The sequence below is a fragment of the Neptunomonas qingdaonensis genome (genome assembly GCF_900113275.1).
In the GTDB taxonomy this organism is placed as follows: domain Bacteria; phylum Pseudomonadota; class Gammaproteobacteria; order Pseudomonadales; family Balneatricaceae; genus Neptunomonas; species Neptunomonas qingdaonensis.
Genome location: NZ_FOOU01000015.1, coordinates 18,922 through 35,794 on the forward strand (window position 1 = coordinate 18,922; position 16,873 = coordinate 35,794).

A 16,873-nucleotide genomic window follows, 5' to 3' on the forward strand; every position below is an offset into this window, starting at 1 on the left:
GAAAAGAACTTTAAACTTTTCATTCATGGAAATTAATAATATAACGGGAATCAGATAAAGCCCCCAGCATAACAATAAATAAATCCAAGTTAATCATTACAGAAAATTCAATCAGCTTATTTTTTTTAAAATTAATAATGACTTTATAAAAAAATAAAAAACAAAAATAACATTGCACAGAATTGTATCAGGAAAACCAATACTCCTCATAAATATTAAATATTTTACCTCCATATACATTAATCTTTATATTAATGATTCCATAGTATGCTGACGGAAAATATTATATGACCGGCGGTATATTATTTCTGGAACTTAATACATCAAGAAGACAATAAGGGATCCCTATGAAACTAACCTGGTTAGCACCAGCTGTTCTGCTTGCTGCATCTGCTGTACAAGCCGCAGAAGTATCAAGCACTATCACTTTCACTAACGACTACCGTTTCCATGGCGTATCACAGACCTCCGGCGACCCTGCTATTCAAGGCAGCATCGATGTAGGTTACGATAACGGTATCTACGCTGGAATCTGGGGTAGTAACGTAAACTTCGGTGATTCCGATAATGCCAACCTTGAGGTTGACTACTACGTTGGCTACGCCGGTGATCTGACCAAAGAAATCAGCTATGCCGCAACCTTGTATTACTTCCAGTATCATGGATATACCGACGGCACCGATATCGACTTTGCCGAAATCGATCTGCAGGCCTTCTATAAAGACTTAACCGTACTATATGCCTATGCCGACGACTACGTAAACAGCGGCGATAACTACCATTATCTAGCTGCTGATTACAGCACTGCGATCACTGCACAAGTTAATATCGACCTGCATGCAGGCTACACCTTCGGTGATGCATACGAAGATGCTGAATATACTGACTACTCCATTGGCCTGTCAGGCAGCGCTGCTGGTCTTGATCTTTCAGTGGCCTATCTGACCAATAATGTCAAAGGCCCGAAAACTGATAACCTGGATGACGATACTATCCTATTCACGGTATCACGTTCGTTTTAATCCCTCCCCCTTCAGGGCTAGACGAACAAAGCCAGTCAATTGACTGGCTTTTTTAATACACGAAATTAACAGGTAGCTTAGTAGTCTCCTGATATAGCTGCTACCTGATATACCGCTGGCGAACGTCAGATACCGCATTAGCGTGGCCATCAAAGCCTTCATAGGTTGCCATCACCTTGGCTTGTTTTGCCATTTCTGGATAACCACTTTCAGTGACATAGGCGACGGACATAAACTTCATGAAATCCATTACGCCAAGCGGTGAAACAGTAGCCGCCGCTCCCGATGTCGGCAGTACTGCATTACAGCCCAACACATAATTACCTAAGGTGCTTGGGGAGTGCTGCCCTAACAGAACCTCACCTGCGTTCTGTATCCTACCCAAATATTGCCAAGGATCCTGACTAAGAATCTGCAGGTGTTCCGGCGCATAAGCATTAATAAACTCAAAGGCACTTTCGTTATCCGGGGCTAAAATAACGCCTCCCATCGACCCACAAAGTACTGTGCTTGAGTAGTCTACTCGCAACTCACTCATATGAGCCCAGTGATCAGGCAGCGCTCTGATCGCCGCCTCCGCCACTTCCGGGGATGTCGTCACAAGATAGGCCGAAGAGTCTGGGCCATGTTCGGCTTCGATCAACAGATCCAGTGCCGCAAGACTACCATCGACGCTAGCATCAGCGAATACAATCGATTCTGATGGGCCAGCGGGGATACCCGGATCAATACGGTTTGCTAAAACTTGCTTAGCAGCCACCATCCAAGGACTACCCGGGCCGACTATTTTGCTGCAACGGGGTAAGGTTGCTGTTCCAAAGGCGACCGCCGCTACGGCTTGTGCACCACCACATTTATAGACCTCAGTAATTCCTATTTCTCGTGCCGCCAGCAACGTTGCTGCGTCGACAGTGCCGTCTGAGGCTGGCGGAGTAATCACAATAGTACGTTCAACTCCTGCCACTATTGCCGGTATCGCATTCATCAGCAACACTGATGGAAATGAGCCTTTACCCCTTGGTACATAGCAGGCCACTGAAGGGATCGGCAGGTAACGCTCACCAACAAAGCTTCCGCTTCGCACTTCCTGCATGGTCATCTCACCGGGTTTCTGGGCCTGGTGATACTTGCGAATGTTATCAGCAGCGAAGCGAATCGCATTGGCCGTTTCCAGATCTACCTGCTGGGCAGCAGCGTGAAACTCATCACCCGTCACCCGAAGTTGATCAATAGTAATGCTGGCCCCATCAAAGCGGGCAGCACAATCAACTAATGCCTGATCACCCTGTTCCCGCACCTGAGCAATAATCGGCCCCACCTGAGTGATATATTCACTCAAGTCCGACTCTGTCCTTTGTAGCAGACTTTGCTGCTGTTGCGGAGTCAGCTTATCTAACTCCCAATAACTGATTTTTTTATCCATTTTCATCCCGCATTCAATGCACTTATTCAAAGAAACTGTTCACGGTAAGCATGTTGCAAAGATACAGAGGTAAAAAACCTACCATCGCCAAATAGTTGATAAAAGCTGCTAGCGAATAGTCATCTCAGGCTGGAAACAGCAGTCACCAGCCCGAAACTATCAACCCAATTTAATCCAGGTGGTTTTCAGCTGAGTAAACTTATCAAAGGCGTGCAAAGAAAGATCACGACCGAATCCCGATTGTTTGTAGCCGCCGAATGGCGTACTGAAATCCAACGCATCCATCGTATTAACAGAGACCGTACCTGCTTTAAGCTTCTTCGCCACCCGGTGAGCACGATTGAGATTAGTGGTCCATAAAGACGCCGCAAGCCCGTAAACAGAATCATTAGCAATAGCTATCGCTTCAGCTTCTGAGTCGAAGGTAATCAGCGCCGCTACCGGACCAAATACTTCATCTTTTGCAATCGACATTTGCGGTGACACGCCATCAAAGATAGTCGGTTCAACTACTGCAGTCGCTATATCACCCGCACCGCCGGTAAGCATTATTGCCCCTTCATCATTTGCTTTACTGATGCAGTTTCGAACGTTGCTAGCATGGTTGATATCAATCAGCGCGCCAACCTGAGTATCGCTATCCAGCGGGTCACCCACCTTCATTGATTTAGCCTTCGCCAGAAACTTTTCAACAAATTGGTCTTTGATACTACGCTCAATCAGAATCCGCGAGTTAGCCGAACAAACCTCACCTTGATTAAAGAATATACCCATCGCAGCGTGTTCAACCGCCGCATCAAGATCACAATCTGCAAAGATAAGGTTAGGACTCTTACCACCGGTTTCAGGCCATACTTGTTTCATATTTGATTCGGCAGAGTAGGCCATAAACATCTTACCGACCCGGGTTGATCCGGTAAACGCCAGACAGTCAACATCCTGATGCAACCCCAGTGCCTTGCCGACAATATGACCGTGGCCGGTAACAACATTTAACACGCCATTGGGAATACCTGCCTGCTGCGCCAATTCAGCCAATTTCAAAGCCGTTAGCGGCGATTGTTCAGCAGGTTTCAGAATCACCGAGTTACCGGCAATCAAAGCGGGTGCCAATTTCCAAGCAGCAATATCCAATGGAAAGTTCCATGGCACTACAGCCGCAACCACACCCACAGGCTCTCGGGTAATTGTGGCTATATTGTTCCCATCGGTCGGCGCTACTTCGCCATACATTTTATCGACCGCTTCGGCATACCATTCAAAACACCCGGCGGAACCTGGTATATCGATATTCATCGCATCCTGAACCGGCTTGCCGACATTGAGGCTTTCCAGCAAAGCCAGTTCTTCATGATTATCCATGATCAGTGCCGCCAGTTTTTTCATCACGGCCTTACGCTCAGCCGGTGCTTTATCAGCCCAAACACCGCTGTCAAAGGTTCGGCGTGCAGCGGCTACGGCTGCATCTACATCAGATTCTGAGCATGCAGCAGTGGCGGTCAGTAACTCTCCGGTCGCTGGATTGATCGTGTCATAAGTAGCACCATTTTCAGCCTCAACAAACTCACCGTTGATAAAGGCTTTATTTTGTAGACTCAAACTCTGCTGTTTCGCCAGCCAGTATTCTTTATTCTGTGTAGTCATCTGTTTACTCCGTCACTGTCACTGATTCAGACAGCATTATTGTTCACTGCGCTCTTGCGCACTCGACGAGGTGCCGTCATATTTTCAACACTTAAAATGTCATCCAGGTCAGCTAGTGACAGCAAGCCTTCTGCAAGTACCAGATCGCGAACACTGCTGTTCTGCTGAATAGCCTGTTTCGCAATTCTAGTCGCGTTCTCATAGCCAATATAAGGGTTAAGTGCGGTAATTATGCCAATACTATTATTCACCGTATTGAGACAATGCTCTTCATTGGCAGTGATACCTTTAATGCATTTGGATGCCAGAGTTTTTACTGCCCTAATCTGCAAACGAAGAGACTGCAAAACATTGAAGGCGATTACCGGCTCCATCACATTAAGCTGCAACTGACCCGCTTCGGCTGCCATTGTTACGGTAATATCATTGCCAATAATCTGAAACGCAACCTGATTTACCATCTCAGGAATCACTGGGTTTACCTTTCCAGGCATAATCGAACTGCCCGGCTGCATTGGCGGTAGATTAATTTCCTGAAAACCTGCCCGTGGGCCGCTGGAAAGTAAACGCAGGTCATTACATATCTTAGATAGCTTTACCGCGTTTCGCTTTAGTACGCTGGAGAAGGTTACGAAAGCCCCCATATCAGACGTTGCTTCGATCAGGTTTCTAGCCCTCACCATCTCCTTTCCAGAAATCCTGCAAAGCTCTTCAATCGCCAAACTGGAATATTCCGGATCGGTATTAATACCTGTACCTATCGCAGTTGCACCCAGGTTTATTTCCCGGAAATACTCCACTACGTCCTTGGCTTCCTCGATGTCTTCCTTAATGGTGAAATACCAGGCATCAAACTCTTGCCCCAAAGTGATGGGCACTGCGTCCTGCAGTTGAGTTCTACCCATTTTAATCACTCCAGAAAACTCTACCGCTTTCTGCTTCAGCTCATAGCACAGCTCTGACAGAGCTGTTACATACTCTTCATGGCTCAGCAAAATTCCCAACCGGATTGCTGTAGGGTAGGCATCATTGGTAGACTGCGAGAGGTTAACGTGATTGTTCGGATGCAAGTGTTGATAATCACCTCGACTATGGCCCAGAATTTCAAGACCTCGATTGGCAATCACCTCATTGGCATTCATATTGGTTGACGTACCGGCTCCGCCCTGAATAACATCGACCACAAAATGCTCGTGCCATTGACCATCAATGATTTCATCACAAGCCTGACCTATTGCCCGAGTTTTAATGTCGTCCAGCAGACCTAGCTTATTATTCGCTTTAGCCGCGGCTTTCTTTACCATCGCCAAAGCGTTAACCAGCTTAGGAAAATGCATTAGTTTAATGCCAGTGATTTCAAAGTTCTCTTGTGCACGCAAAGTTTGTACGCCAAACAATGCCGACTGAGGAACATCCCGTTCACCCAACAGATCTTTTTCACGGCGTACCAGCTTAGTGCAAACCCTCTGGTCAGCAAATTCCTGACGTTGTTTTTCCAGCTGCAACAGCACTGCTCCAATCTCGACAGTTACCGGAGAACCTTCGCACCAACTCAATAACCGATTTCGATCGACAAATACTACTGTGGCATCGGTTATTGCCATAAAATCACCAAGCCAGGCACTGTTATCTGGCAGAATCAAAGGATTACAGAGCACCGGGCCGGTTAACTGAACCTGAGAACCAGATTCGGTATGCTGGCAGATTCCCGCCAATAAAATCAACAGTCGTTCAGCACAGTTTTCCGTAACGATCGACTCACCTTTTTTAATTTCCCTAACGGAGCATAGTTTCAGCAATCCACTAAACTGCGGAGCTTCCAGGCTATCGCACTGCAAAACTGTTTTGATTAGCTTTTTATTATTTGCGTTCATTATTTACTCTGGTGCCCCGCCCACAATGCCGAGGTAATTTTTTTTGAATCGTTCGAACAAGATGTACGAACTTTTATTCATCCAGAATAAAAAGAGCCGCTGCATATGTAAAATATTATAATCTTCTCTATTGGATTAGTTTTTCACATGCAGGATAAAAACCATAATATATAATCAGAACCCACCTGAACGGCGGGTGCTGTTGAAATATTTAACAGAAGCTACTCGACTACTTTAGGTGACGATAAAAGCGTTTGTCGGGGAATACGGTATCGGCCAATTCTGCTGCGCGCGCTTTCAACAATTTAATAAACGCATCAGCAATAGGTGTAAGCCGAAATTGAGAGATCTTAGCCACGCCTAGGCGCAGTGGGCGCAGGTTATCCGTCAATGGAATCGCTTTCAGCTCAGAGCCATCCAACGCTTTATTATTGGCCAATGGCACATTAAACAAGGTATATCCTAAGCCGTTACTCACCAAGCCGCGCACCATGCCGAGGGATTGCGCCCGATAAGCGAAATTTGGCTCAAGGCCCTGACTCAGGAACAGAGAGAAAAAATACTCCCGGGTCATCGGCCAGTCCAGTAACACCATGGGATAATCTGCCAACTCTTTTAATTCAAGCTCATCACGCTGTGCCAGCGGATGATTTTGAGCCAACACCGCATATGCAGGAAACTCCATTATCGGCTCAAAATCGATGCCCGAAGGTATCTGCAGATCATAAGTCAGCGCTAGCTCATAACGCCCATCCACCAGGCTCTGAATGATACCCTTCTGATGACTCTCATCACACTGAATGCTGGCATCAGGGTAGGTTTCTGTGAACTTTTTCATCAAGGATGGAAGCAGCATAGGCGTAAAGGTAGGGAATCCGACAATACGCAAAGTTCCGGCGATATCTTCTCCGAGCGTATTGGCATAATGCCCCAACCCTTCAGCATCAGTCAGCAGCTGCTTTGCTTTAAGGATAAACTGGCGGCCCGCAGGAGTCAGTGATAACCCTTGGGCATGATGACGCACAAATAACTGTAGTCCAGTCACATCTTCAAGGTGTAATACTGCGGAAGATATCGAAGGCTGCGACACATGCAATGCTTCAGCAGCTCTTGTAACACTACCAAATTCACCAGCTCTGACAAAATAACGAAGCTGTTTTAAGGTGAAATTCATTTCGACTACCTATGATAAAATATAAACATCGATTTACTATGACAGAACCACAATGATGCAGACATAGCCAAATCAGAATTAAATCTTAATAAACAAATGCAACCCTGATAGGGTAGTGCTGAACGGTACGGAATCATATCGGACCCGTTTGGCCATCATTGAAGCATAGCATCCAAGATTGAAAATGTGTCTAAAGATGAGCTGGCCGCCCGCGCAAAGGAAGACTTTGCCGGCTGATAGAGATGTTTCATTCTGCATAAAAGCACAGCTCCAGGATGAGCTGTGCCATCGAACACTTAAAAATCTCTGCGTCTGATCCATTGATTTAAAGCAGCGGGCAGTCCGCCAACGAGTGTCGCTGCTGCCTATCAGTTGCGAAAATTCACGACGAGCAGCTGTAATACGACAAGCCACCAACCTCGCTGAACTCAGGCGGCTGCAGCCTATAGTATTTCTCCTCCACCTCTTTCGATTGCTCAGCGTATGGCTGCGTCATGACGTCCTGCAGCTCCCGAACCAGAGAGTAGTCCCCCGCCGCCGCTTGCTGATACGCAGGCACAACGCACCACTCTCGCCAACTGTATTTTGGATTGACGAGTTTCATCTGCCGAGAGAGCTCTTCTCGGGAACGCGGCTCAGCAGCATTGGCGCTGATGAGTGATTTCCATTGTGTCAGCCACGCTGACCAGCGTTTGTCCATCTCTTCGGAGTCTGCTGCATACGACGATTGCTTGTAGAAGCTTTTTTGGAGTGGGCCAATGTCATCCGGTATTCCCGAAAGCTCGCGGAAGAAGATGGTGTAATCAACGGGCGCTTGCAGCATGAGTGTTCCGAGTTCACTGAACAACGCCGCGTCAAAAGTGTCCAGTCCGAGTTTGGCAGCCCACATCTCTTCCATTTTCGTTTGCATCACTTCTGCAAAGCCGCTTCGAATCTCGTCGAGCTGTTCCAGAGAGTCCTGATGCGACGCCAGCAACGGCCGTAACGCCGCCCAAAACATGTGAAAGTTACGTTCCGCTGCCACAGGTTGGTTGAGGAACGAGAAGTGCTGTCCGCCCCCCGTCCATGGTTGATATTGCGGGTCGAACACATCGCAAAAGCCGAACGGACCGTAGTCGAGCGTGAAACCACCAGCCGCGCAGTTATCGCTGTTAAAATTGCCCTGGCAGTAGCCGACGCGGATCCAGTTTGCCACAAGCGACGTAAGGCGGCTGCGGAACTCACGTGCCAGCAACACCACTTTTTCGGCGGTGGTGAGTGTAGTGTCGATGACATCAGCGTACTCACGATCAATCAAGTGCAACACAAGCATCTCGAGTTCTTGCATCGCTTCGGGATGTTCCTGCTTACGGGCACGGCGAGCGAAGAGCTCGAGTTGGCCGACCCGGATAAACGACGGTGCGACGCGCGTCGAGATGGCGACGGCCTCAGATATCATTATGTCAGGATCCTGCAAGCGCGAGCCCTCTGAGTACCACGGCCGCTTGACCCTCTCCGTTTTAGAAACGTACAAACTCAGCGACCGTGAGGTTGGCACGCCGAGCGCGTGCATATGCTCCTGTGCCAGAAACTCCCGGACACTTGACCGCAGGACAGCGCGACCATCCGCGCCGCGACAGTATGGCGTCCGGCCGCCACCTTTGAGCTGCATTTCCCAGCGTCGCCCCTTGATGACGGCTTCAAGTATCGAAACGGCACGACCGTCGCCGTATCCGTTGCCGGTACGGAACGGGCACTGCTGGTAGTATTCGGTGCCGAAGATGGAAAGTGCGTAGCCAGTCGCCCAACCGACCTCACGCATCGGCGCAGGAACCTGCGAGAGATCGCCAGAGAACATCCGGACGAACTTCTCCGACTGTGCAAGGCTGTCGGCAAAACCCAGTTCGCGAAAAAAATCTTTACTGTGCGCGACGTACTCGGGGTCTTGAATTGGCGTGGGATTGACGGGGACATAGTGCCCCGAGAAGACCTGACGCGGCGCGTGGTCGGTGCCGTTAGCTTTCGCGTCAGGATCGGCGTTGAGCGTATCCATAAGCGAGTAGTTTGCCAACGTGGCGAGATCGTCGAGCGTCGCCACGGTTGGCGAAGTTTCCTCTGGCAGTCGATTAATCATACGGGCTCCTTATGACGCGGGTAGAACGGCTGCTTCCCCGCTATTGCAACATGATGGCATTCTGCTGATAAAGGGGACAGATTTATTTATTCAAAAAAACACACCAGCACCCGTCTGTTTTGAGTGGTTCACCTTTTAGAGGTTCATTTAACGTGGTTTCGTATTTTAATTACAGGCGATTGTCATGGCTGGTGTGCGGTTCTATTTGGCTAGAGCCTAAATGAACTGAGCATGGCGGAGTTTAAATCGTTTGTACCGTTGGACTTCAAACCCCGTATTAGGCAGAAACTGGAGAATACCGCTGGCTACGAGCTTAGCGTAGGATATTTTCCGTTTTCCCTGTCTACCCCTGCTTGGGGTTTCGCGGGTAGTACCGCTCGGGCTGCCGGTCGATATGGCTAAAAAAACGGGTGTCCTTATAAGGCATCTTCATAAAGCCAGCTACCCCCAACCCCCGTATCTGCGGTATCGCCGACATGATCTGCTGCAAACAGATTGAAAACTCAGCCTCCTGCTCGAAGTTGAGCAGCTTGAAATGGCTGTGGATCTTAAGATGCAGCTCCATGCTTTCGAAGATGATCAAGCCCGTGTGGTGAAGCCGGTTCAGCTGCTTGATGGCAGCAATAATCGTGGCCGGTAATTCCAGGTTCTCTTCCGGATCACGGCCATCCTCGAAATAGGAGTGCAGCCGGCTCTTTTCCTCCAGGTCCGGTACCGCCGCCACCTCGTAGGGGATCCGCTGCTCGGGCGCTGGGATAAACTCCTGCTCGCTGTTTTCGCGCTCCACATGCAGAGTGCAGCGGGCGTCGAACAGGCAACTCTTGAATATCCCCTTACGGTAGACAGCGCGCGCCAGGTTGACCAGATTATTGACGGTCGCCACAAAGGCTTCCTGCTGCTCAGGGTTGTACAGATTAAGACTGGAATCGATATATACCCCTTCGGCTTCCCAGCGCACCGCCAGGCCACCGACCACGGGGAACTTACCCAACCGGCTCACCGCTGCCAGAAAGGCCTTTTCGGTATCCCCCATCCCATGAAGGAAGTTCTTGTAGTAGCGATCGAACTGGACATCATCGATATCCATATTCTGGTTATCTACGCCCCCCTCCTTCAAGAACGCTTTACGTGAGCTGTACACCACCGAGTCCATGACCCTTGTCTGCGGCTGCACCCAGACAGGCACCAGCGGCTGCAACGGGACCTTAGGCAGCTCGATCAGCATCAATCGACTGATCGATGGCATATTCCGCAACCAATAATCACCCGCTTGATTTCGTACCGCAGGATCTGTATCGAGAAGCCGGTCCATGATCCGTGCCAACTCCTGCGGCAGCCCCAGCGAAGTGGGGGGTATGGCATGGTGGCCGAAGCGGCTCGACTGTCCCGAAGCCAGCGCATAGAGGGTTCCTGCCGCCCCCTGCTCGTCAAACCGGGGAGTAGAAAGGCCACCATTGAGCTGTTCATCGCCGATAAAGTAGACGTCACCGAGACGGGCGTTGCTGTGCTGCAGGTCGTCCGACATCAACTCCATTACATTGACACTGACGTGCTGATTATTTTCATCGAGCTGGGCGAACACCGATGAGCCCCAATCAATCAGGCCGATCTGTTCGGTGAGCGGGTCGAAGACGATATTCGAAGGTTTGATATCTCCGTGTACCAGTGGCCGCTGGGATCGTACCGAGGCACCGCGCAGGGCGCGCAGGATATCGGCCAGCTGCGCGGCGATATGCACCAGCAACCGTGGCGAAAGAGGGCCTCGCTGAAGCACAAACTTTTCCAGATCCAGCCCCGGCACCCGCTCCATCACCATGATCGCCTGACGACCAATGCGCTGAAACTCGATCAGCTTGGGCACCCGGGGATGATCCACCTGAGACAGTAGGAAAGCCTCTTCCTCCAACCGGTCCTGCACATGTTGCGGCAGAGTAATGCGAGAAAACTTAAACACCAGCTGCCGTCCCTCGCGGTCGACTCCGCCAAACACAAAGCCGAAGGCGCCCTTGCCGATCATCTCGGTATCGCGATAGCCCAGCTGTTCCAGCTGTTCCTGACAGAGCCGGAACCAGCCTTTGAGCTTGCGCGCATCATTATGACTGAGCAGGTAGATCGACTGCTCTTCGGGGATGTAAAACTTCTGGAGATTCGGTTTATTCATAGCGACTATGTACTCCAATAAACGCAAGGAGAGCAAACTCCCCTTTTCACTAACCCACTACACACCCCATTAGGCGAGGCCAGGCCGCTATGACAGATCGAGCAACATTAAGGAAGGATCTTCAAGATACGACTGCCACAGCAGGCTGAAGCGTGCAATGGTACCGCCGTCGATAATCCGGTGATCGCCGGACCAGCTGATATTCATCAGCGAGCGCGCCACCACATCGCCGCTGGCATTAAATCGTGGCAGGGTCTGGGTCTTACCCAAGGCCACGATCGCCACTTCCGGCGGGTTGACCACCGGCGAGGCGTAGGTCCCGCCCAGCGCTCCGATGTTGGAGATACTGATGGTGCCCCCCTGTAGATCCGCCGGAGAGACCCGTCCCGCACGTGCCGCCTCGGCCAGACGGGTGACTTCCTGAGCGATCTGGAGAATACTCAGCGTCTCTACCTTCTTGATATTGGGTACCATCAGGCCCAGCTTGGAATCCACCGCCATCCCGATATTGCAGTGTGGCTGGTAGTGGATCTCGGTACAGTCGGCGTTAACCTGGCTGTTGAGGATCGGAAACTTCTGAATCGCCAGCGCCATCGCCTTCATGATAAAGGGCATCAACGTCAGCCGAATCCCCTGTTGCTCCGCCTTGATCTTCAGCTGAGTCCGCAGCGCCAGCAGCGCCGTGACATCGACCTCATCACCGTAGGTAAAGTGAGGAATAGTCGAAGATGACAGGGTCATCTGTCGCGCCATTGCCGCTTTTATACCACGAATCTTTTCGACCCTGATCTCTGCAGGCGCCGCTGTCGCAGGAGCAACTGTAGCAAGCGTTGCTGTCGTAGCTTCAACTGAGCCCGCGGCTTGTTCAGCACTTCGCTGAAAGCGCAGAATATCCTCTTTGAAAATCCGGCCATTCTTTCCGCTGCCGGGAACCTGACGGATATCTATATCGAACTCACGGGCAATACGCCGTACCGCAGGGCTCGCCATTGCCTTACCCTTAAAACTGTCTGTAGCAGAGTTGATAGACGCAGCAACGGCTGCCGCTGGTGCCGCTGGTGTAGCAATAGGTGTGGAAACCGAGGTAACCGGTGCGGTCGCAACTGCAGCATCATCGGGCAGCAACGCGAATAGCGGCCCGTGCACCTTCGCCACCTCGCCTTGGGCAAAATAGAGTTTGGTCACCACACCGGCTCGGGGTGCAGGGATCTGCACCAGTGCCTTGTCGGTCATCACATCAACCACCGGCTGATCCTCTTCAAGCCGATCGCCTACGGCCACCATCCACTCGACCACCTCACACTCGATGATCCCCTCGCCGATATCCGGCAAGATAAAATCAATGGTGGCGGCTGCTGTGCTTGCCTGCGTATCGGCAGCAGCTGTCTGAGACTGAACCGCGGCAACAGCGACTGGATCCATAGCTGGGCTGACAGGGGCACTCGCTACAGAATCGCCCTCCTCCTCATCCAGATCCACCGCAAACAGCGGCGAATGTACCTTGGCGGTGTCGCCCTGTTTGTAGTATAGCTTGGTGACCAGACCCGCGTGCGGTGCCGGAATCTGCACCAGCGCCTTATCGGTCATCACATCGGCGACAGGCTGATCCTCTTCGATCCGATCACCTTCTTTGATTAGCCACTCGACCAGCTCGCACTCAACTATCCCTTCGCCGATATCCGGCAGAATAAAATCCTTAATCATCGTCCCGTCCCCCTAAAAATTAACGCTACTTTTAATCGCCTCAAAGATCTTCCACTGGTCCGGGATATACTCCTTTTCCAGCGCCAGCGGATAGGGCACATCGAGCCCTGCCACGCGCGCGATCGGCGATTCGAGGTGAAGGAAACACTGCTCCTGAATGGTCGTTGCGATCTCGCCGGCAAAGCCACCGGTGATAGGTGCTTCATGGCTGATCAGCAAGCGGCCGGTTTTCTTTACTGACGCAGCCACGGTTTCAACATCCCAGGGCAAAATGGTACGCAGATCGATCAGTTCGCAGGAGATGCCCTCCTTATCCGCTAACTCAGCGGCTAGCTCGAGATATTCCATCTGCGCGCCCCAAGCCAGCAGGGTGATATCGCTGCCTTCACGCACCACCTCGGCCTTGCCCAACGGCAGTTCATAATCCTCCTCCGGTACCTCGCCCACCGAAGCACGATAGATCCGTTTGGGTTCAAAGAAGATCACCGGATTGGCATCACGAATTGATGCCAGCAACAGTCCTTTGGCCTGGTGCGGGTTACGCGGCACCACCACCTTCAGACCCGGAGTGTGAGCAAAATAAGCTTCGGGCGACTGGGAGTGATAATGCCCCCCGGCTATACCGCCGCCGTAAGGGGTCCGAATAGTCAGCCCACCGACGTTAAATAAATTACCGGAACGGTAGCGAAACTTGGCCGCTTCGTTAACTATCTGATCAAATGCGGGAAAGATATAATCGGCGAACTGGATCTCGGCGACAGCCACCGATCCCTGAGATGCAAGACCGTTGGCAAAACCGATAATGCCCTGTTCGACCAGCGGGGTGTTAAAGCAGCGCGCGCGGCCATATTTTTCCTGTAGATGACTGGTGGCACGGAACACACCGCCAAACACACCCACGTCTTCACCAAAACAGACCACCCGCTCATTGGCGGCCATGGCGATATCCAGCGCGTTGTTAACCGCCTGTAACAGATTCATTTTAGCCACGGTTCACCCCCTCAGGTGCATCAAGTTGCAGAGCAGATTTGGGGTATACCTCAGGGTAAAGCCGGATATGCGCTTTTAGATCCTGCAACTGCTGCTGCAGATGGGCTGGTGGGATGTCGTAAACATCGGTGATCATCTCGTCGATATGCGGCCGGCCCACCTTCTCGGCTTTCTTCATCGCCGCCATGACGGCCTGACGATCGGCTTCAAACAGCGCTTTATCTTCTTCTTCGCTCCACCAGCCTTGCTGCAGCAGCCAGTTTTTCATCCGCAGCAAGGGATCCAGATCGCGCCACTTGGCCTCTTCGGCATTGCTGCGATAACCCGAGGGATCGTCCGAAGAGGAGTGTGCCGCCAGGCGGTAGCTCATCGCCTCGATCAATACCGGTTCGTTCTGTTCGACCGCGATCTTACGCGCCTGGCGGGTCGCTTCGAGCACCGCCAGAATATCGTTGCCGTCGACCCTGATGGTATGCATGCCGTAGCCGATCCCACGCGGGGCGATACCGTCGCCAGCAAACTGCTCGCTGGCAGGTGTAGAGATCGCATAACCGTTGTTGCGGCACAGGAAAATTGCGGGGACTTTAAGCACCGCTGCCATATTCAGAGCCGCGTGAAAATCGCCTTCCGAGGCAGCGCCTTCACCAAACACCGCCACGGTGCAGTGGCCTTCACCCGCCAACTTCTGGCCATAGGCATAACCGGTCGCCTGCGGCAGCTGAGTCGCCAGCGTCGAGGAGATAGTCATAAAATGGAGTTTTTCAGAACCGTAGTGGATCGGCATCTGCCGGCCCTTGCCGTAATCCAGCGCATTGCTGAACAGCTGGTTCATGAATTCATCCAGGGTAAAACCGCGATACACCAGCGCGCCCTGCTCGCGGTACTGAGTCATGATCATGTCCTGATCATCAAGTGCGGCGGCAAAACCAACCGTGGTCGCTTCTTCGCCGGTCGATTGCATATAGAAGCTAAGGCGACCCTGGCGTTGCGAGGCAAGGCCGCGCTCATCGAGCATGCGGGTTCGCACCATACTGGAATAAATACGTAGCGCCAATGGCTGATCGACCTCGGGTGCCTGGGCATTTTTGTAAAGGCTGCCATCCTGTTTTAACACCCTGTAGGTGGGGATCTTAAGGGCGTCGCCACGGATAAACTGGGGCTTATAGATAGTGCGGTCTTTTGTGTCCGTATTCATAACATTCTCTTATTTTTGTTATTGGATAAACACAGAGTCTGCCCCGTAGGAAATGCTCGGAATCCGCTTAACCCCTAATGGTTTTTAGGCGTGAAGCTCATGGCACATGCAGACATTAGTAGTGTATTGAGGCTACCAGAAAACTACTGCGCTCGGTAACTTTTCCGACAGACTTGTTAGTTGAATCACCGTCGGCAATTTTATCACCGAGTTACCGATTGGATTTCGGCTGAGGCTGATCGTAATGACGCTAATATTAGCACCCCCGGTAGAGGCTGAAAAATCATCTTTTTGATCCTACTCGACCAGTAATTTTGAATCGAAATCGAAGCGTCTTTCATTGTAAATCGCTGGCCTTTTCCCATATAGGGCCAATCGAGCCATCGCCCACTGGCTTTCCAACCAGTTCAATAACCGGTGCGATATGTTTACCAGAGTTAGGGAGATGGGCGTGAGTGATACGAACCTTGTTAGTGCGGGTCACTTTCAACAGTTTCGGATCCGAAACTCACTAAGGCAGAAGGTTTTACGGATTTTAGATAAAAATAAGCCGCTATTGAGTGCGATGTTACACCAAGCGACAGGGGAAGCTTAGAAACTGATCCCCATTAATATTCCTGATCGCTCGGCGCAACGAGTCGGACGCTGCTACATGTGTTTGACACCGGCTTCCTTCATGTAGATGTTCAGGTGAGTATCATCCATATTGCTGAACGGTGCGCCAGTCTCGGTATAAACCGTCACCTGGATATCCGCCTTGTCTTCCGTTCCCTTTTTGTAGTTCTTCAGAATAAACCGGCATTTGTACGGCCCCTTGTCCGTGAAACCTAATCTGGATAGGTTACCCAGGTATTCGACCGTGCAATAGGTGTGCAGAACGGTTTGCCCGGCGGGCATCCCGGGGGTCTTAGTATCGAGGTAGTTCCAGATATCCTGGTATGTCTTGTTTTTGTCGCAGAAGTAATCCGTCGGATTCGCATTGCGTATGATTATGCGATTCGATGACAGCACCAAGTAGTAATCGTGCATGGGATGGAGTTTATCGTTTGCCTTGTTGCCGCAGACCACTGGCTTACCGTTGACGACTGTTTTGACCTCACCCGGCTGCGGCTGTTGCTGTGGTCCAAGCGGTACAAACATGCTCCAGCCACTCGGATCAGGCACGCTTTTCTCCCAGCTGCCAAGATATTTAAAGTGCCAGTCCTGCTTTCTTTGAGGGAAGGGTTTCGAACCTTCGCGAAAGGTGGTCGGGACATAAGACACCGCGTTACCTCCATAAAAGGTAAACATCTGATCTTTGGGAGCCATCTGAGTTACAACGGTGCCGACATCCTTCGATGCACAACCAGTGATTGCCAGAGCCAGCCCCATAAAGGAAGCCGATCGAACAGTTGATTTCGTATTGAATCTTTTTATATTTATTAGCATAGGAACCACTCCTGTGTGAAAAAAAAATTCTGGCAAACCTCCCGTTAATTTTGTCCTTCAGTTTTTTATAACGCACACTCAGGAAGACTTAAATGATCACGATCATAAGAATTAATCAAAACCTTCTCATAGTTTTATAAGCAGA

The 16,873-nt window shown here is 50.9% G+C and carries 12 protein-coding genes; 1 reads left to right on the forward strand and 11 read right to left on the reverse strand.

The features are described 5' to 3' along the window. Positions 1-347 precede the first annotated feature (347 nt). Entirely contained in the window at positions 348-1,022 is a 675-nt protein-coding gene (locus tag BM099_RS17080) for a TorF family putative porin (RefSeq protein WP_090729754.1), read from the forward strand. Between the two features lie 100 nt (positions 1,023-1,122). Here the strand turns inward: BM099_RS17080 and hisD are convergent, their stop codons facing one another. The 11 genes from hisD to BM099_RS17130 form a co-directional block, all read right to left on the reverse strand. After that, complete coding sequence (gene hisD / locus BM099_RS17085) at positions 1,123-2,445, reverse strand: histidinol dehydrogenase (protein ID WP_090729959.1); 1,323 nt, start codon at positions 2,443-2,445, stop codon at positions 1,123-1,125. Between the two features lie 159 nt (positions 2,446-2,604). Next, on the reverse strand, positions 2,605-4,089 hold the full coding sequence (locus BM099_RS17090; protein ID WP_090729756.1) for an aldehyde dehydrogenase: 1,485 nt from the start codon (positions 4,087-4,089) through the stop codon (positions 2,605-2,607). Positions 4,090-4,115: 26 nt separating this feature from the next. Further along, positions 4,116-5,963 (reverse strand): aspartate ammonia-lyase, encoded by a 1,848-nt coding sequence (gene aspA, locus BM099_RS17095; protein ID WP_090729758.1) that lies wholly within the window; start codon positions 5,961-5,963, stop codon positions 4,116-4,118. Between the two features lie 229 nt (positions 5,964-6,192). Beyond that, entirely contained in the window at positions 6,193-7,137 is a 945-nt protein-coding gene (locus BM099_RS17100; RefSeq protein WP_090729761.1) for a LysR family transcriptional regulator, read from the reverse strand. 382 nt (positions 7,138-7,519) lie between these two features. After that, the gene (locus BM099_RS17105; protein WP_090729763.1) at positions 7,520-9,250 is read right to left on the reverse strand and encodes a protein adenylyltransferase SelO; all 1,731 of its coding nucleotides are present in this window, start codon (positions 9,248-9,250) and stop codon (positions 7,520-7,522) included. A gap of 343 nt (positions 9,251-9,593) precedes the next feature. Beyond that, positions 9,594-11,411: a protein kinase domain-containing protein gene (locus tag BM099_RS17110; RefSeq protein WP_090729765.1), complete on the reverse strand. Its 1,818-nt coding sequence runs from the start codon at positions 11,409-11,411 to the stop codon at positions 9,594-9,596. Between the two features lie 87 nt (positions 11,412-11,498). After that, positions 11,499-13,115 (reverse strand): dihydrolipoyllysine-residue acetyltransferase, encoded by a 1,617-nt coding sequence (locus tag BM099_RS17115; RefSeq protein WP_090729767.1) that lies wholly within the window; start codon positions 13,113-13,115, stop codon positions 11,499-11,501. A 12-nt stretch (positions 13,116-13,127) separates the two neighbouring features. Beyond that, positions 13,128-14,105 carry an alpha-ketoacid dehydrogenase subunit beta gene (locus tag BM099_RS17120; RefSeq protein WP_090729769.1) on the reverse strand — a complete coding sequence of 326 codons (978 nt, stop codon included), beginning with the start codon at positions 14,103-14,105 and terminating at the stop codon, positions 13,128-13,130. Continuing rightward, positions 14,098-15,300, reverse strand: a complete 1,203-nt coding sequence (locus BM099_RS17125) for a thiamine pyrophosphate-dependent dehydrogenase E1 component subunit alpha (RefSeq protein WP_090729771.1) — start codon at positions 15,298-15,300, stop codon at positions 14,098-14,100. The genes BM099_RS17120 and BM099_RS17125 overlap by 8 nt, the downstream gene beginning before the upstream one ends. A gap of 337 nt (positions 15,301-15,637) precedes the next feature. Continuing rightward, a complete protein-coding gene (locus BM099_RS20500) occupies positions 15,638-15,790 on the reverse strand; it encodes a hypothetical protein (RefSeq protein ID WP_177201219.1) in 153 nt (50 codons plus the stop codon). A gap of 158 nt (positions 15,791-15,948) precedes the next feature. Then, a complete protein-coding gene (locus BM099_RS17130; RefSeq protein WP_090729773.1) occupies positions 15,949-16,728 on the reverse strand; it encodes a hypothetical protein in 780 nt (259 codons plus the stop codon). Positions 16,729-16,873: the final 145 nt, after the last annotated feature.